The sequence below is a fragment of the Clostridium sp. AT4 genome (assembly GCF_001517625.2).
GTDB lineage: Bacteria > Bacillota > Clostridia > Lachnospirales > Lachnospiraceae > Enterocloster.
Map to the genome: position 1 here is coordinate 1,170,794 of NZ_LN999828.1, position 16,730 is coordinate 1,187,523.

The window sequence follows — 16,730 nt, forward strand, 5'->3', positions numbered from 1 at the left end:
ATCTGTTATAATCCTCTTATATATTTTTCGGGGGATGAGTGACCTATGTCGGGCAGATAAGGAGGAGTTACATGAAAAAACATCCATTGGGACAAAACCCTGATTTCCGGAAGCTTTTTCAGCAGCTGAATGGACAGTACAGCGGTAAAAAGCCGGAAGACGGGCAGGGGGAGAAGGACGGGACGCCGGAGCCGGAGCGCTTTGATTCCAACGGCAACCCGGTAAAAAAGAAGAAAAAAAGACGCCGTTTTGCCAGAGGGGGAAAGGTGGCAGCTGCGGCTGTTATACTGATCCTTCTGGGTACGAACAGCTACTATATTCTGGATGAAGAAAATTATGCAGTTGTCAGTACGCTGGGAAGTGCCCAGGCAGTATCTCAGGCAGGGCTTCATTTTAAAATCCCATTTATCCAGAATGTGCGCCGGGTATCCAAGGGCATTAAGGGAATGCCGATTGGCTATGACCCTGAGACCGGAACGAGTGATGAATCTGAATCTATCATGATCACCAAGGATTTTAACTTTGTAAACACGGATTTCTATTTGGAATATATGGTAAATGACCCGGTCAAATATCTCTACGCATCCTCAGAGCCTGTTGCCACCTTAAAAATGCTGGCCCAGTCCTATATCCGCGATACGGTGGGAACCCACAATGTAGACGATGTAATTACCACAGGAAAATCTGAAATCCAATCAGAAATCAAGGAAAAACTTACAAACCGTATGATGGAAGAGGATATCGGTCTTGCAGTGGTAAATATTACCATTCAGGACGCCTTTCCTCCTACCACAGAGGTACTGAATGCCTTTAAAAACGTGGAAAACGCCAAGCAGGGAAAGGAAACTGCCATCAATAATGCCAATAAGGACCGAAATGAAAAAATTCCTCAGGCAGAAGCTCAGTGCGACCAGATTATAAAGGATGCAGAGGCAGAGCGGGAAGCCCGTATCAATGAGGCCCAGGGCCAGGTGTCGCGATTTGAACAGATGTATGCGGAATATACCAAATATCCTCTGATCACAAGACAGCGTATGTTTTATGAGACTATGGAAGAGGTTCTGCCTCATATGAAGCTTTATATTGTAGATGAAAGCGGGACTCAGAAGCTGCTGCCCCTGGATCGTTTTGCAGAAGCCATGGAACAGCAGACAGCCTCCGGCCAGCCATCCGGAGAGATCACCATAGAGGAGGCGCAGGAATGAAAAAAGTCGGTATCATAGCAGGTTTTGCTGCGGCTGCTGCTGCGGTTTTACTGGGAGCGTCCTTAGTGGTGACCTATCCCAACGAGTATAAGCTGATCCGCCAGTTCGGCGAGATCGTCCGGGTAGTGGAAACTCCGGGAGTGAGCTTAAAAGTGCCTTTTCTCCAGACAGGGACTTCCATTCCAAAGTCCCTTCAGATCTATGACATCCCCCAGTCGGATGTAATTACAAAGGATAAAAAGACCATGATCGCCGATGCTTTTGTACTGTGGAAGATCTCTGACCCGGTGCTCTTTACCAGACATTTAAACGGACAGGTAGCTCAGGCCCAGTCCCGTATTGCGGCTTCTGTTTTTTCCACCATGAAATCTGTCATTTCCAACATGGATCAGGCCGAGATCATTGAAAACAGAGACGGAAAGCTGGCTCTTGATATCAGCAGCGGAATTGGAGATTCTCTGGACGGCTATGGCATTCAGGTAATGGCGGTAGAAACCAAGTCTTTAGATATGCCGGATGACAATAAGCAGTCTGTTTACGACCGTATGATCTCTGAGCGGAACAACATTGCCGCTTCCTATACGGCTCAGGGAAATTCCTCTGCCCAGAAGATTAAAAATGACACCACAAAAGAGGTGTCTGTGATGAAATCCAAGGCGGCCGCTGAGGCGGAACGCATCCGTGCAGAAGGAGAAGCCCAGTATATGCAGATTTTATCCAATGCCTATAATGACGCCAGCAAGGCGGATTTTTACAATTTTGTCCGCTCTCTGGATGCGGCAAAGGCGTCTCTTACGAGCGGAAATAATACGCTGATCCTTGATAAGACTTCACCCATTGCCCAGATCTTTTACGGGTACTGATTTTGAGGGCAGGATAGGAAAGAAACAGATGCAAACGAGCGGACATGGGAAACTGTGTCTGCTCTTTTTAGAAAATTCCAAAAAAACCTTGTATTACAGCTCATTTCATATTATACTTGTTTGGAATGAAAATTGCTTAATTACAGGAGTTTTTCCATGAGAGTTATCGCAGGCAGTGCCAGAAGGCTGCTTTTAAAAACAATAGAAGGTCTGGACACACGTCCAACTACAGACCGGATCAAAGAGACACTTTTTAATATGCTCCAGCCCCAGATTCCCGGATGCTTTTTTCTGGATCTTTTTTCCGGAAGCGGTGCCATCGGGATTGAAGCCTTAAGCAGAGGAGCCAGAAAGGCAGTCTTTATTGAAAATAATCCAAAAGCGGTGGAGTGTATCCGCGAAAATCTGAGCTGTACCCACCTGGAAGAGGGGGCTCTTGTTTTGGAATCTGACGTAATTGCAGGACTTAAGCGGCTGGAAGGAAGAAATTATCGTTTTGACCTGATTTTTATGGATCCGCCCTATGGAATGGAACTTGAAAAACGGGTTCTGGAGTATCTTTCGGATTCACCGATGGTAACAGAGGATACACAGATCATAATAGAAGCGTCCAAAGAAACGGATTTTGGCTGGTTAGAGGAAGCTGGTTACCATATGACAAAAGAAAAAATATACAAGACCAACAAGCATATCTTTGCTGGCAAGGGAGAATAAATGAAAATTGCAGTATATCCAGGCAGCTTCGATCCGGTCACTCTGGGTCATTTGGATATTATTAAGCGTACCGCATCCATGTTTGATAAGGTAATTATCGGAGTATTAAATAATCGGGCAAAATCGCCCCTGTTTACGGCCAGAGAGCGGGTAGAGCTGTTAGAGGAAGTGACAGGAGATATTCCCAATGTGGAAGTTCAGGCGTTCCATGGCCTTCTGATCGACTTTGTCCGCCAAAATGATGCCAAGGTGATCGTAAGAGGTCTTCGCGCCATCACGGATTTTGAATATGAGCTTCAGATGGCCCAGACAAACAGGGTCATTGCCCCTGAGATCGATACCATATTTTTGACGACCAACCTGAAATACTCCTATTTAAGTTCCAGCATTGTGAAGGAAATCGCGGAGTATGACGGTGATATCAGCGGCTTTCTCCATCCGGCCACAGCCAGACGAGTAAGAGAAAAGCTGGAAGAGATAAAAAAAGTACAGGGATGAAGGAGATCGTAATATGAGCAGAATTGAACAGTTGATAAGCGAGATTGAAGAATATATTGACAGCTGCAAGTCTCAGGCGCTGTCCAAAAGCAAGATCATTGTGAACAAAGAGGAGATGGAGGAGCTTTTGGTAGAGCTTCGTATGCGGATCCCGGATGAAATCACAAAGTATCAGAAGATCATCAGTCAGCAGCAGACCATCTTAAATGACGCCAGATCCCAGTCCGACGCCATGCTTTCTGAGGCAAAGGCTCAGGCAGACGCCATGATCGCCCAGGCGACAGAGCAGGCAAATTCCATGGTAAGCCAGGCTTCAGAGGAGGCAAACTCCATGGTAGCTCAGGCTAATGAGCAGACGACAGAGATGATCAATGAGCATGAGATCATGCAGCGGGCCTACAGCCATGCGGAGGAGGTTATTTCACAGGCCAATATCCAGGCTCAGGCAATCGTAGATGCCGCAGTGAATGACGCCAATAATATCCGACAGGGCTCCATTCAGTATACGGATGATATGCTCCGCAGCCTGCAGACCATTCTTAACCACACCATGGACAACGCAAAGGGGCGTTTTGACGCATTTATGAGTTCCATGCAGTCCAGCTATGATATTGTTTCTGCCAACCGCAATGAGCTGTCCGGAGGGATTGTGAAAGAGGAGAATGCAGAGGCTGCGGCCGCTGTGGAGAATCAGGAAACACAGGCTGATTAAATACCGATCTGCAGGCTTTGATTTATGAAAAAGCACAGAGCAAAGGCCGCGCAGGAAAGGACGCTGTGGAAAAACTTCCACAGAATATAGTGCCGGATAGACAGTCCGGCACTTTTTAGTACACTTTTTGTCTGAAAGATCCCGGAAATCCCCCCAAAAGCTCCGGCTGCTGTGATAAGAAGGGCTCCAGCAAAGCCGGGAACAGAGCCTGAGATCGCCTGGATGCCTGTAGTGATTTCTACCGCGCCTAAGAGGGCGCATCTTAGCGTAAGAGGGAGAAGGGAATCTGGAAGTGCACTCAGATACAAAGCCAAAATGGAAAAAATCATAATATAAAGGCCGATTTTCTCCATGGTTTCCAGACAGTCCATTAAGTGGGCGTCAAAGGAAACGCGTGTATGCTCCGATTTATAGTTATCCTGTCTGCAAAGAGACGCTTCCTGATTCAGATGATAACATTTTTTTGCCAGAAAAGAAACCGGAAGTATGGGCAGATACAAAGCGGTGAGAAAGATCCAGGGCGGACAGGCATTTGAAGAAGAAAAAAGGGATGCGGCCTGAACGCAGATATAACCCAGGATAAACATGGGGCTGGGGTGGTTGCTGACGGCAAGAAGCGTTCTGGCTTCATTAAGTTCAATCCGTCCTTCTTCCAGGAAACGGCTGTCCATCCGTGCTCCCATGGGGTATCCGCATAGAAGGCCCGTGATAAAGACAAAGCTTCCCGGCTGGGAGAGGCCCATAAAACGGGATAAAAAAGGGAAAAGGGGCTTTGTGAGCAGGGGAACGCCGTTTAGGGCCACGATCATGCCGGAGCAGATCATAAAGGGCAGAAGGGTGGGAAGAACCACATCCGCCCAGAGAAGAAGCCCATTTCTGGCTCCTGTGAGGGCCAGAGCCGGGCAGGCAAGAAGAAGGATGAGGCAGAAGACTGCCCCCAAACCGCCGAGGGAGTGTTTCATGAAGAACCTTAGAGGGTGGGAGTTTTGTATCAGTATATGGAAGAAGTACAGTAATATAACCAATATGGAAAAACATTGAAAGGTCAAAAAGATGACAGATGTGAAAATGCTCCCAAAAGACTTTCTTGCCGGGATGAAAGAACTTTTGGGAAAGGAATACGACCAGTATATAAAAAGCTATGAGGAAGAATGGAAACCGGGACTGAGAGTGAACACGCTTAAGCTTTCTCCTGAGGAATTTTTAGAATTTTCTCCCTGGAAACTTTCTCCAGTCCCTTGGACGAAAAATGGGTTTTATTATGACAGCCAGGACCGGCCATCCAGACATCCTGCCTATTTTGCAGGGCTGTACTACCTTCAGGAACCCAGCGCCATGACGCCGGCGGCCATGCTTCCAGTGGAGCCGGGAGATAAGGTATTGGATGTATGTGCGGCTCCGGGAGGAAAGAGTACGGAGCTGGCGGCAAAGCTTAAGGGAGAGGGCCTTCTGGTATCAAATGATATCAGCTATTCCAGGGCAAGAGCCCTGCTTAAAAATCTGGAATTAACAGGAGCTGCCAATATTGCAGTGGTCAGCGAGGACCCGGAAAAGCTGGCAGAGGTCTGGCCGGAATTTTTTGATAAAATTTTAGTAGATGCTCCCTGTTCCGGCGAGGGGATGTTCCGGCGGGATGATGACATGGTAAAAGACTGGACCAGCAGAGGTCCTGAATATTACAGCCCCATCCAGCGCCGGATCTTAGAGCAGACCGTGGCTATGCTGAAACCGGGCGGTGTGCTCCTTTACTCTACCTGCACCTTTTCAAGGCTGGAGGATGAGGATAATGTAAACTTTCTTTTAGAATCGCACCCGGAAATGGAGCTGGTGCCTTTCAATCTTGCCTCTGTACCCGGATCCGCAGACGGCATCGGACTGAACGGCTGTATGCGCCTTTTTCCCCACCGGATGAAGGGGGAAGGCCATTTTCTGGCGCTTTTAAGAAAAAAGAGTGAAGGATCAAAAAAGATACCAACCCCGGTCGGTCATCCTGCCAAACCGGGAGAACGTCATCCCAACAGAGCCGAAAGCAGAAAGATCCAGGGCAAAAAATCTTCGGCTTCTGAGGATACAGGCCTTCGGGAGCTGGAAGCATTTTTACGTTCGTGCAGGATTTCCTGGGAAAAGGAACGTATGTTCATCCATCAGGAACATGTATACTATCTGCCCTGCGGACTGGAAACGGGTCTGCCTTTACGTTTTCTGCGCACCGGCCTGCTGATCGGAGAACTGAAAAAGGGCCGTTTTGAGCCCTCACAGGCACTGGCAATGGCGCTGCGCATAGAGGAATATCCAGTGGTTTTAAATCTTTCTGAGGAAGATGAGCGTGTGGCGCGCTACCTGAAAGGGGAAACGATCAGCCTGCTGCCGGAGGAAGGCCCCATAAAAGGCTGGTGCCTGGTGGCCTATAGAGGTTTCCCACTAGGCTGGGCCAAGGGAAACAATATGACACTGAAAAATAAATACTATCCCGGCTGGCGTTTACAGTAACTGTGAAGCTGCCAGCGGCGGATAAGAAAAACAGGAGTAAAATCCATATGGCAGAGAAGAAAAAACAGAATACCGGACAGATGCGTCTGGATAAATTTCTCACAGAAATGGGAAAGGGAAGCCGCAGCCAGGTAAAGGAGTTTGCGAGAAAGGGCCGGATCCAGGTCAATGGACAGACCGTAAAGGCAGCAGATACAAAGATAAATCCGGAAAAGGATGAGATTTTCCTTGACGGTGTGCCGGTAAGCTATGCCCGGATGGAGTATTTTATGTTAAATAAGCCTCAGGGAACCGTATCTGCCACAGAGGATGGCCGTTATCCTACTGTAGTAAGCCTGATCGGGGATGCCCTCAGGGGAGATCTCTTTCCGGTTGGACGGTTGGATCTGGATACAGAGGGCCTGCTCTTGATTACCAATGACGGAGCATTGGCCCATGAACTGCTTTCCCCGAAAAAACATGTGGATAAGGTCTATCTGGCTTATATCGAGGGAACTCTCCCTAAAGATGCCGCAGAACAGATGAAGAATGGCGTGATTTTAGAGGATGGAGTAAAGACTCGGCCGGCAGAGCTTATCTGTTTAAGCAGAGAAGAGGGGGAACAACGTTTGGGACGTGCGCCGGAGACAGCCTTTGCAGAAGCGGCTCCTGTGACCCTGACCATCCATGAGGGGAAATTCCATCAGGTAAAGCGGATGTTTGAAGCTCTGGGCTGCAGGGTCGTATTTTTAAAGCGGCTGTCCATGGGAACGCTTTGTCTGGATCCGGCGCTTTTGCCGGGAGAATACAGGCCGCTTACCCAAAAGGAACTGGCCGGTCTGAAAGGAGAAATATCAGAAATATGATACTGGATCACATAAAAGCAGTCATTTTCGACCTGGATGGAACACTGGTAGACTCCATGTGGATGTGGGAGGATATTGACATCGAATATCTGGGACGGTACGGCCTGTCCTGCCCGGAGGATCTGCAGAAAGCCATTGAAGGCATGAGCTTTACAGAGACGGCTGTTTATTTTAAGGAGCGCTTCGGACTTCCTGACTCTATAGAAGAAATCAAGGAAGCCTGGATTGCCATGTCTCTGGAAAAATATGAAAAGGAAGTTCCTCTAAAACCGGGAGCACGGGAATTTCTGGAGGAGCTTGCAGCCAGAGGGATTCCCGCAGGCATTGCCACCAGCAACGGCAGAGAAATGGTATCCGCTGTATTAAAATCCCTTGATATGGAAAAATATTTCCGTGAGGTGGTAACGGCCTGTGAGGTACCCTTTGGAAAACCGGCTCCGGATATCTATCTGGAGGTAGCGAAACGGCTGGGAGCAAAGCAGGAGGACTGTCTGGTGTTTGAGGATGTTCCGGCTGGAATCATGGCTGGAAAGAGAGCCGGGATGACGGTGTACGCAGTGGAAGATACATTTTCCAAAGCCATGCGGAAAGAAAAGGAAGCTCTGGCAGACGGCTTTATCTGTGATTTTAGAGAGCTTTTATAAGGAGCAGAGCGTATGATACATGATTATTTGCCGGTTACCCGGCAGGATATGGAAACAAGAGGCTGGGATCAGTGTGATTTTGTCTATGTGACAGGCGACGCCTATGTAGATCACCCTTCCTTTGGAACCGCCATTATTTCAAGGCTTTTGGAGGCCCACGGCTACCGTGTGGGGATCATTTCCCAGCCGGACTGGAAAACAAAGGAAAGTATACAGACATTCGGACGCCCCAGGCTGGGCTTTTTAGTTTCTGCGGGAAATATGGACTCCATGGTGAACCATTATTCCGTATCGAAAAAGCGCAGGAAAGAGGACGCCTATACTCCGGGAGGCGTCATGGGAAAACGGCCGGATTATGCGGTTGTGGTTTACTGCAACCTGATCCGCTCCGTCTACAAGGATGTTCCTATTATCGCCGGAGGCATTGAAGCCAGCCTGCGCCGTCTGGCCCACTATGACTACTGGTCCAACCGGTTAAAGCGCTCGATCCTTTTAGACGCCCAGGCGGATCTTATTTCCTATGGAATGGGAGAGCACTCCATCATAGAGATAGCAGATGCCTTAGACAGCGGTCTGGATGTGAAGGATATTACCTTTATTGACGGTACGGTTTATAAGACAAAGCAGCTGGAAAGTGTCTATGACTACAAGCTTCTGCCGGATTATGAGGAGCTTGTCCGTGATAAAAAAAGGTATGCGGAAAGCTTTTTTATCCAGTACAGCAATACAGATCCATTTTCTGGAAAACGTCTGGTGGAGCCCTATGACGGGAAACTTTTTGTGGTGCAGAATCCGCCTTCAAAGCCCCTTACGAAGCAGGAGATGGATGACGTCTATGCTCTGCCGTATATGAGAAGCTATCACCCCTCTTATGAGGCTCTTGGCGGTGTTCCGGCTATCCGTGAGATCAAGTTCAGCCTCATCAGCAACCGGGGCTGCTTTGGCGCCTGCAGTTTCTGCGCCCTTACCTTCCATCAGGGACGGATCATTCAGGCCAGAAGCCATGAATCCTTAGTGGAAGAGGCAAAGCGTTTGACAGAAGAGCCTGATTTTAAGGGCTATATCCATGATGTAGGCGGGCCTACGGCTAATTTCCGCTTCCCGGCCTGTGAAAAGCAGCTTACGAAGGGAGCCTGTCCCTCAAAGCAGTGCCTGTTTCCTGAGCCATGTAAAAATCTGAAAGCAGATCATTCCGATTATGTGGCCCTTTTGAGGAAGCTGCGGGCTATTCCGAAGGTGAAAAAGGTATTTATCCGTTCCGGGATCCGTTTTGACTACCTGCTAGCGGACACCAGCAGAAAATTTTTAAAGGAGCTGTGCGAATACCACGTAAGCGGACAGTTAAAAGTAGCTCCGGAGCACGTTTCTGATGCTGTGTTAAACCGTATGGGAAAGCCGAAAAATGCGGTCTACCGCAAGTTTGTCAAGGAATATAAGGAGATGAATGAGCGTCTGGGAAAGGATCAGTATCTGGTTCCCTATCTGATGTCCTCCCACCCCGGTTCTACCATGAAGGAAGCGGTGGAGCTGGCAGAATATCTGCGGGATCTGGGCTATATGCCGGAGCAGGTACAGGACTTTTACCCCACGCCCTCTACTATTTCCACCTGTATGTACTATACCGGCTATGACTGCCGTACCATGGAAAAAGTCTATGTGCCGGTCAATCCACATGAAAAAGCCATGCAGAGGGCGCTGATCCAGTACCGCGACCCGAAAAACTACGATCTTGTGACAGAGGCGCTGCGGATTGCCGGAAGGACGGATCTGATCGGCTATGATAAGAAGTGTCTGGTGCGTCCGGGTGGAACGAAGGACTACAGGAGCAAAAACAGTTCCGGCGGATCAAAGGGAGGAAAGGGGACAAACAGCCGGCCTGTCCAGAAAACAGACAAAGGCCAGCCGTCAGGAAAGAAGAAAGCCATTCGCAATATCCATAAAAAGAAGGGAAGGTAGGGCTTATTATGATGATTGCTGTAGTGACAGGAGCCACCTCAGGAATGGGGAGAGAATGCGCCATTCAACTGTGGGAGCAGTTTAAAGGCCTGGATGAGATTTGGGCCATAGGACGCAGAAAGGAGCGTCTGGAGCAGTTAAAGGATTTCATCGGTATTCCTGTACGCACCTTTGATCTGGATCTTACAGAAGAAAAAGACCTTGAACGATTAAAGGCAGCTCTTACGCAGGCCGGGCCTCAGGTAAAATTTCTTGTAAATGCCGCCGGTTTTGGAAAGATTGGCGGTGTAAGGGAACTTTCTGTATCAGACCAGACAGGAATGGCAGAGCTTAACTGCACGGCCCTTACGGCAGTTACGTCTATGGTTCTTCCCTTTATGCCAAATAACAGCCGGATCCTCCAGTTTGCCTCCAGCGCCGCCTTTCTGCCACAGCCGGGCTTTGCGGTCTATGCGGCGACAAAAGCCTACGTACTAAGCTATAGCAGAGCCTTAAACCGGGAATTAAAAGATCGGGGGATTTCTGTAACAGCCATCTGCCCCGGACCTGTGAAAACGGAATTTTTTGATATTGCCCAGACAACAGGTGAAATCCCCCTTTATAAGCAGTTTGTGATGGCAAAGCCGGACCGGGTGGTAAAAAAAGCCATCCGGGATAGTGTATCCAGACGTGAGCTTTCTGTTTATGGCTGGACCATGAAGGCTTTCTATCTGCTTACAAAGCTATTGCCCCACCGCCTGATCCTGGATGTAATGGAACGGATCGAATACGCGCCAAAGGGCAGCCGGTGGGAATCCTAAATCAGGATATAAGGAGAAAAAGACCATGCAGGAATTGAAGGTCACGGCAAATGAGGCCGGACAGCGGTTAGACAAGCTTTTAACCAAATATCTGAATCAGGCAGGAAAAGGCTTTTTATATAAAATGATGCGTAAAAAAAACATTACGCTTAACGGAAAGAAGTGTGAGGGAGCCGAGAGACTGGAGGAAGGAGATGTGATCCGCCTGTTTCTGGCGGATGAGACGATTGCTAAATTTTCCCAGATCACAGCCGATCTATCCTTCGCCCCGTCTGCATCAAAAGTCCCTCAGGCTTTAAAAACCCCGCAGACGTTGAACGGTCGGCTGGTATCAGAAAGCAGCACTGTCTGCTGCAAAAAGACGGGAAAGGAAAACAGCGCCCAGGCAGTAAAGCTGGATATCATCTATGAGGACAGTCATATTTTGATCGTCAACAAGCCCTCCGGCATGCTTTCTCAGAAAGCAAAAGAGAGTGATATTTCCCTAAATGAACATATCTTAAACTACCTCATCCAGTCCGGCCATCTGCCGGTTGAGCAGCTGCGTACCTTTAAGCCCTCTATCTGCAACCGTCTGGACCGGAATACCAGCGGACTTGTGGCGGCAGGCGTATCACTGGCAGGACTCCAGGGGATGAACCGCATATTCAAAGACAGGAGCATCCACAAATATTATCAGTGCCTGGTTAAAGGAGAGGTGAAAGAAAAACAGCTGATCACAGGCTTTTTAAAGAAGGATGAAGCTTCCAACAAAGTAGAGATCCATTCAAAGCAGACAGCAGACAGCGTACCCATTATGACGGAGTATGTTCCCCTTAAATCAAACGGAAAAGTGACCCTTTTGCAGGTAACGCTGATTACCGGGCGCAGCCATCAGATCCGGGCCCATTTAGCCTCCATCGGCCATCCTATTTTAGGTGATTTTAAGTATGGTGACAGAAGGGTCAATGAACGTGTGCGGTCAAACTACAAAATCACCTCCCAGATGCTTCATTCCTTCCGTCTGGTTATGCCTGAATATCTTCCTGCGCCTCTTCATTATCTTGGCAAAAAGGAGTTTTCAGCGCCTCTTCCCGAGTCATTTTTAAGAGTTATGAAAGGCGAAGGACTGGCATAAGCAAGGCTGGAAACAGCCTCTTCCGTGCTTGACAGAATATCACCTTTGGGGTATGCTTATTTATTATAAACTCCGGTTTTTAACTGGAGATGAGAGGATAAAATACAATGGGAAAAATCATATTAACCGGCGACCGTCCTACAGGCCGCCTTCATGTTGGACATTATGTAGGCTCATTAAAACGCAGAGTGGAACTGCAGAATTCTGGTCAGTTTGATGAAATATATATTATGATCGCAGACGCTCAGGCATTGACAGACAATGCAGATAATCCGGAAAAAGTACGCCAGAATATCATCGAAGTAGCCCTTGATTACCTGGCCTGCGGTCTAGATCCTGAGAAGTCTACTCTGTTTATCCAGTCCCAGATCCCTGAGCTCTGTGAGATGACCTTCTACTATATGGATCTTGTGACGGTTTCCCGTCTCCAGAGAAATCCTACGGTAAAATCTGAGATTCAGATGCGCAACTTTGAAACAAGCATTCCGGTTGGCTTTTTCACCTATCCCATCAGCCAGGCTGCGGACATTACTGCCTTTAAGGCGACGACCGTGCCGGTAGGAGAGGATCAGGCGCCCATGATCGAGCAGACCAGAGAGATCGTCCATAAATTCAACTCCGTCTATGACGGAAGTCTGGTAGAGCCTGAGATTCTTCTTCCAGACAATAAGGCATGTCTGCGTCTGCCGGGAATCGACGGAAAGGCAAAAATGAGCAAGTCCCTTGGAAACTGCATTTACCTGTCTGATTCTGAGGAGGAGATTAAAAAGAAGATCATGTCCATGTATACCGATCCCAACCACTTAAGAGTTCAGGATCCGGGACAGGTGGAAGGGAATCCTGTATTTATCTATCTGGATGCTTTCTGTACGGACGCTCACTTTGAAAAGTATCTGCCGGAGTACAAAAATCTGGATGAGTTAAAGGCTCATTACATGAGAGGCGGACTGGGAGACGTAAAAGTTAAGAAATTTTTAAACAATGTGATCCAGGATGAGCTTCGCCCCATCCGTGAGCGCAGAAAAGAGTTTGCAAAGGATATTCCCGCTGTATACAGGATCCTGGAAGAGGGAAGCATCAAAGCTGAGAAAAAGGCAGCAGAAACACTGGCAGAGATGAAGCGCGCCATGAAGATCAATTACTTTGAGGACAAGGAACTGATCGCAGAGCAGGCAGCCAGATTTAAGAGCGAGTCAGAAGCATAAATGAAACGTGTGCCGTCAGGCGCACCACAGTCAAACAGGAGCACATCTGGCTGCAAAAAGCCTGATATGCTCCTGTTTTGTTGTTTCTTGCGGATCACATATTACATTTTGATCAAGGTGTATTCCCTGCTTCCCAGTCCGATCTTTTCCGCATGCTCTAAGCAGCTTTTCCACTCGGATTCAGGAGTGGAATTGCGGAAATGGTCATGGTGATCCACAAAATCCTTCTTTGCCATATTTCTTGCCAGCTGGCTTCCGGGCATGGGAGCAGCTGCCAGACAGGCGTCCACGCAGGCCTGGTCTAAGGCCAGAGGATCAAAGGATGCGAACATGCCGATATTTGGAAGGATCGGGATATCATTTTCACCATGGCAGTCACAGTTGGGGGATACATCCACGATCAGGGAAATATGGAAGTTTGGCCGTCCGTCAATTACAGCTTTGGTGTATTCAGCCATGCGGCAGTTGAGAAGGGCATTGGCCGCGTTGTCATTAAAGGCAATGGCGTCAAAGTTGCAGGCTCCCAGACAGCGTCCGCAGCCTACGCAGCCGTCCAGATTGACCTCCATCTTGCGGGTGTCTTCATTGAAGATAAGGCCATTGTTGGCACATTCCTTCTGGCATTTGCGGCAGCCTCTGCAAAGCTCAGGGGTAATATGGGGTTTTCCGCTGCTGTGCTGTTCGGTCTTTCCGGCTCTGGAGCCGCAGCCCATACCGATATTTTTGATAGCGCCTCCAAATCCTGTGGATTCGTGGCCTTTAAAATGGGTCAGGCTGATAAATACGTCAGCATCCATCACTGCCCGTCCGATCTTTGCAGCTTTTACATATTCGCCGCCTTCTACCGGCACATCTACATCATCGGTTCCCTTAAGGCCGTCTCCGATAATGATGGGACATCCCACGGTCAAAGGAGTAAAGCCGTTTTCCCATGCGCACTCCATATGCTCCAGGGCATTTTTTCTGCTGCCTGGATACATGGTATTACAGTCTGTAAGGAAGGGCTTTCCGCCCAGCTCTTTTACTACATCAACAACGGCCCTGGCATAATTGGGACGCAGGTAGCTGATATTTCCCAGCTCTCCGAAATGCATCTTGATCGCAACAAATTTTCCATCCAGATCCAGGTTTTCAATCCCAGCCTTTTTGATCAGCTTTTTTAACTTGGTAGGAAGACTGTCGCCAAAGGCAATTGTGTGAAAATCTGTGAAATAAACGTTTGACGGATTCATTGGTTCACCTCGTAATCATTTGCTTTTTATGTAAGGGTTTACAGTTCCTTTTTTATTATAAAACAAAGGGGGGAAAATGGCAATGATGGGATTTTCGCAATATTTCGATTTACATAGAAAACTTAAAGCTATATAATAAAAATGTCAGAATACAGCTATGGGGTCGGCTGGGGTGGAGGAAAACTATTTATGAAAAGAAAATCAAGCGTATATTTAAAATTGCTTTTATCTTATTTGGGAATTTTAATTATCCCAATTCTTGTGGCTTTGGGAATATATGGGAGGGCATGGCAGGTCATACGAACCCAGACAGCTCGGATAAATGAAAATCTCCTGTATATGGTACAGAAAGAGATAGACAGCGAAATAAAAAACATTCACAAGATAGAAAGTCGTCTGGCTCTTGATAATATGATTCAAAATCTCTCGAAAAAGAGAGAGGGACACTTTGATCTGAAAGATCAGCAGTCATTATATTATCTTTATACGGATTTACGGATGATTGATGTAGCAGAATCATTTTTAAACCATATCTTTGTGTATTTCCCTGGAACAGAAAAAATAAGCAGCAGTCTTGGAAATATGGATATGTCTCTTTACTATAATCTTTATTATAAAGATGAATCCATGAGCCTGGATCAGTTTAGAGAGTATATGACCAGCCGCCGCTATAATGATATACTGGAGATTAAGGATTCATCTGGACAGGAATTGCTTATATTTACTATGAGCACACTCAATGCGAATACCGGAGAATCTCCAGCAACCATAGGGATCGTCGTTGATGAAAGCCAGTTTCGCCAGAAGCTTCTCTTTGGAAAATGGGATGAGCAGGTGCATATACGAATTGCGAACAGTGGAAACAAAACAATATGTCTGGATTCTAAAAGCGATATGCTTCCTGAATTGGCAGAGCAGGATTCTTACATCATTACTGGAATAGATTCAGATGAAACAGATTGGCGTTTTGAAGCGGTAGTGCCCAATGCTGTGATTGATAAAGAGGCGCATGAGATACAGATATGGTCTGTATTGGGGCTGTTTATCTGTATTATATCAGGATTTGGAATTGCAAGTTATCTGGCTAAGAAAAGTTATAATCCTTTAAAAATGCTTATGGAAAATTTTGCACGCCATGATAATTCAAAGATTATGGAGGGAGAGAACGAATATCAATGGCTGAATCGAAAGATGGAGACTTTTTTTAAAGAACATATCGATACTCAAAGATTATTAAAAAACAGTCGAAAAACATTAAAGACATATTATTTGTCACGTCTTATGATGGAACATTGTGAGAAAAATCCTCAAGAGCAGAGTGGGATTCATCTTTATTCTGAATATTTTGCTGTTGTGCTGTTTAAACCGGAACCGCAAGGCGAACTGACGGCGGAACGTATGGGTGAAGAAGCTCAAACACTGCGAAAGTTCATAATAGCAAATGTATTTGAGGAAATATCTCAGCAATATTTTGAGATAGAAATGACAGAAATGGGGGAACAGGAAGCTGCTATTGTTGGGATGAAAGAGTCATCTGACCAAAATATGGAACAACTGCAGGAATGTATTGAGAATCTGCAGCAGATTACAGAGGAATCATTCAGCTTTACTTGTATCGCTCTTATGGGTATGGCATCTGAAGGAATCGGCGGTATTCACGAATCTTATATACAGGCACAGGGAATGGAAGAATATGTCAGTCTTCTGGATACATCAATCATCCGATATGATAAAGTAAAAGATTTACGGTTTACATATGAGTATCCAGAAGAAATGGAGCAGAAAATTATCCTTGCTATGAAGGCTGGCGATGAGAAAACAGCAGGACAATGTATGATGCAGGTATTTGACCGAAATCTCTCCGGCAAAGTAAAGGCAAATACGTATCAATGTTTAATTTTTGATATGATTGGCACTCTTTTAAAAGGAGCAAGTACTGGAGGATATAATCACGCTTACCAGGAAATAAGCAGTTTAGAACAGATTTCGGTAAAAACTCCGGCTGAAAGAGCCAGGGAGTGTTTTCTGGATTGTCTGGAGCAGATATGCATGAAGATTCGCCAAATTCATTCAAAGGCCAGTGATGATCATGTATTCAGCAAAAAGGTAGAAGAATATGTGACAGCTAATTTTACAGATCCGGATCTTAATATTTCCATAACAAGTCAGCATTTCAAAATGACACCCTCTTACCTTTCTTCACTCTATAAAAAACAGACAGGAAAAAGTCTTTTGGAATTTATCAACAATGTGCGTATGGATTTTGCAGAAGAATTATTAAAGAAGGGGGTCAGTGTTTCAGAGGCTGCTGAACGATCGGGATTTCGGGACAGTGCCGGATTTATTCGGGCTTTTAAGAAGAAAAAGGGTATTACGCCAGGACAATTAAAAAGAGAATTTTAGATTTTTACTATTGATTTTAGAAAATGCAAATATTCAGAAGCGATTT

At 46.7% G+C, this 16,730-nt stretch carries 15 protein-coding genes; 13 read left to right on the plus strand and 2 right to left on the minus strand.

What is annotated here, in order from left to right; translation table 11 throughout:
- Nucleotides 1–71: 71 nt before the first annotated feature.
- From hflK to BN3656_RS11670, 5 genes are all read left to right on the plus strand, one after another.
- The gene (gene hflK / locus BN3656_RS11650; RefSeq protein ID WP_081422945.1) at nt 72–1,205 is read left to right on the plus strand and encodes an FtsH protease activity modulator HflK; all 1,134 of its coding nucleotides are present in this window, start codon (nt 72–74) and stop codon (nt 1,203–1,205) included.
- The gene (locus BN3656_RS11655; RefSeq protein ID WP_066548293.1) at nt 1,202–2,068 is read left to right on the plus strand and encodes a protease modulator HflC; all 867 of its coding nucleotides are present in this window, start codon (nt 1,202–1,204) and stop codon (nt 2,066–2,068) included. The genes hflK and BN3656_RS11655 overlap by 4 nt, the downstream gene beginning before the upstream one ends.
- A gap of 156 nt (nt 2,069–2,224) precedes the next feature.
- Nucleotides 2,225–2,782, plus strand: a complete 558-nt coding sequence (gene rsmD / locus BN3656_RS11660) for a 16S rRNA (guanine(966)-N(2))-methyltransferase RsmD (RefSeq protein ID WP_066548295.1) — start codon at nt 2,225–2,227, stop codon at nt 2,780–2,782.
- Entirely contained in the window at nt 2,783–3,280 is a 498-nt protein-coding gene (gene coaD, locus BN3656_RS11665) for a pantetheine-phosphate adenylyltransferase (protein WP_066548300.1), read from the plus strand. It begins immediately after the preceding gene.
- A gap of 13 nt (nt 3,281–3,293) precedes the next feature.
- Complete coding sequence (locus BN3656_RS11670; RefSeq protein WP_066548303.1) at nt 3,294–3,992, plus strand: vacuolar family H+-ATPase subunit H; 699 nt, start codon at nt 3,294–3,296, stop codon at nt 3,990–3,992.
- Here the strand turns inward: BN3656_RS11670 and BN3656_RS11675 are convergent.
- Nucleotides 3,989–4,954 carry a nucleoside recognition protein gene (locus BN3656_RS11675; protein ID WP_066548307.1) on the minus strand — a complete coding sequence of 322 codons (966 nt, stop codon included), beginning with the start codon at nt 4,952–4,954 and terminating at the stop codon, nt 3,989–3,991. The two genes, BN3656_RS11670 and BN3656_RS11675, sit on opposite strands and share 4 nt — an antisense overlap.
- 91 nt (nt 4,955–5,045) lie before the next feature.
- Here BN3656_RS11675 and BN3656_RS11680 point away from each other — a divergent pair, with 91 nt between their 5' ends.
- The 7 genes from BN3656_RS11680 to trpS all read left to right on the plus strand — a co-directional run bounded on the left by BN3656_RS11680 (nt 5,046) and on the right by trpS (nt 13,049).
- Complete coding sequence (locus BN3656_RS11680) at nt 5,046–6,482, plus strand: RsmB/NOP family class I SAM-dependent RNA methyltransferase (protein ID WP_066548312.1); 1,437 nt, start codon at nt 5,046–5,048, stop codon at nt 6,480–6,482.
- A 47-nt stretch (nt 6,483–6,529) separates the two neighbouring features.
- On the plus strand, nt 6,530–7,327 hold the full coding sequence (locus BN3656_RS11685; RefSeq protein WP_066548315.1) for a pseudouridine synthase: 798 nt from the start codon (nt 6,530–6,532) through the stop codon (nt 7,325–7,327).
- Nucleotides 7,324–7,971: an HAD family phosphatase gene (locus BN3656_RS11690; protein WP_066548319.1), complete on the plus strand. Its 648-nt coding sequence runs from the start codon at nt 7,324–7,326 to the stop codon at nt 7,969–7,971. The genes BN3656_RS11685 and BN3656_RS11690 overlap by 4 nt, the downstream gene beginning before the upstream one ends.
- 12 nt (nt 7,972–7,983) lie before the next feature.
- Nucleotides 7,984–9,927 carry a YgiQ family radical SAM protein gene (locus BN3656_RS11695; protein WP_066548323.1) on the plus strand — a complete coding sequence of 648 codons (1,944 nt, stop codon included), beginning with the start codon at nt 7,984–7,986 and terminating at the stop codon, nt 9,925–9,927.
- Nucleotides 9,928–9,935: 8 nt separating this feature from the next.
- On the plus strand, nt 9,936–10,727 hold the full coding sequence (locus BN3656_RS11700) for an SDR family NAD(P)-dependent oxidoreductase (protein ID WP_066548327.1): 792 nt from the start codon (nt 9,936–9,938) through the stop codon (nt 10,725–10,727).
- A gap of 25 nt (nt 10,728–10,752) precedes the next feature.
- Nucleotides 10,753–11,844 (plus strand): RluA family pseudouridine synthase, encoded by a 1,092-nt coding sequence (locus BN3656_RS11705; protein WP_066548331.1) that lies wholly within the window; start codon nt 10,753–10,755, stop codon nt 11,842–11,844.
- Between the two features lie 107 nt (nt 11,845–11,951).
- Nucleotides 11,952–13,049, plus strand: coding sequence for a tryptophan--tRNA ligase (gene trpS / locus BN3656_RS11710; protein ID WP_066548335.1), 1,098 nt, complete (start codon nt 11,952–11,954; stop codon nt 13,047–13,049).
- Nucleotides 13,050–13,150: 101 nt separating this feature from the next.
- Here the strand turns inward: trpS and BN3656_RS11715 are convergent, their stop codons facing one another.
- Complete coding sequence (locus tag BN3656_RS11715; RefSeq protein ID WP_066548337.1) at nt 13,151–14,281, minus strand: DUF362 domain-containing protein; 1,131 nt, start codon at nt 14,279–14,281, stop codon at nt 13,151–13,153.
- A gap of 189 nt (nt 14,282–14,470) precedes the next feature.
- On the opposite strand from BN3656_RS11715, the gene BN3656_RS11720 reads away from it, so the two are divergent.
- Complete coding sequence (locus BN3656_RS11720) at nt 14,471–16,684, plus strand: AraC family transcriptional regulator (RefSeq protein WP_066548342.1); 2,214 nt, start codon at nt 14,471–14,473, stop codon at nt 16,682–16,684.
- Nucleotides 16,685–16,730: the final 46 nt, after the last annotated feature.

What these genes read in the sequence shown, in the direction of transcription:
- hflK (WP_081422945.1), top strand. Translation starts at nt 72, where the DNA reads ATGAAAAAACATCCATTGGGACAAAACCCTGATTTCCGGAAGCTTTTT.
- BN3656_RS11655 (WP_066548293.1), top strand. Translation starts at nt 1,202, where the DNA reads ATGAAAAAAGTCGGTATCATAGCAGGTTTTGCTGCGGCTGCTGCTGCG.
- rsmD (WP_066548295.1), top strand. Translation starts at nt 2,225, where the DNA reads ATGAGAGTTATCGCAGGCAGTGCCAGAAGGCTGCTTTTAAAAACAATA.
- coaD (WP_066548300.1), top strand. Translation starts at nt 2,783, where the DNA reads ATGAAAATTGCAGTATATCCAGGCAGCTTCGATCCGGTCACTCTGGGT.
- BN3656_RS11670 (WP_066548303.1), top strand. Translation starts at nt 3,294, where the DNA reads ATGAGCAGAATTGAACAGTTGATAAGCGAGATTGAAGAATATATTGAC.
- BN3656_RS11675 (WP_066548307.1), bottom strand. Translation starts at nt 4,954, where the DNA reads ATGAAACACTCCCTCGGCGGTTTGGGGGCAGTCTTCTGCCTCATCCTT.
- BN3656_RS11680 (WP_066548312.1), top strand. Translation starts at nt 5,046, where the DNA reads ATGACAGATGTGAAAATGCTCCCAAAAGACTTTCTTGCCGGGATGAAA.
- BN3656_RS11685 (WP_066548315.1), top strand. Translation starts at nt 6,530, where the DNA reads ATGGCAGAGAAGAAAAAACAGAATACCGGACAGATGCGTCTGGATAAA.
- BN3656_RS11690 (WP_066548319.1), top strand. Translation starts at nt 7,324, where the DNA reads ATGATACTGGATCACATAAAAGCAGTCATTTTCGACCTGGATGGAACA.
- BN3656_RS11695 (WP_066548323.1), top strand. Translation starts at nt 7,984, where the DNA reads ATGATACATGATTATTTGCCGGTTACCCGGCAGGATATGGAAACAAGA.
- BN3656_RS11700 (WP_066548327.1), top strand. Translation starts at nt 9,936, where the DNA reads ATGATGATTGCTGTAGTGACAGGAGCCACCTCAGGAATGGGGAGAGAA.
- BN3656_RS11705 (WP_066548331.1), top strand. Translation starts at nt 10,753, where the DNA reads ATGCAGGAATTGAAGGTCACGGCAAATGAGGCCGGACAGCGGTTAGAC.
- trpS (WP_066548335.1), top strand. Translation starts at nt 11,952, where the DNA reads ATGGGAAAAATCATATTAACCGGCGACCGTCCTACAGGCCGCCTTCAT.
- BN3656_RS11715 (WP_066548337.1), bottom strand. Translation starts at nt 14,281, where the DNA reads ATGAATCCGTCAAACGTTTATTTCACAGATTTTCACACAATTGCCTTT.
- BN3656_RS11720 (WP_066548342.1), top strand. Translation starts at nt 14,471, where the DNA reads ATGAAAAGAAAATCAAGCGTATATTTAAAATTGCTTTTATCTTATTTG.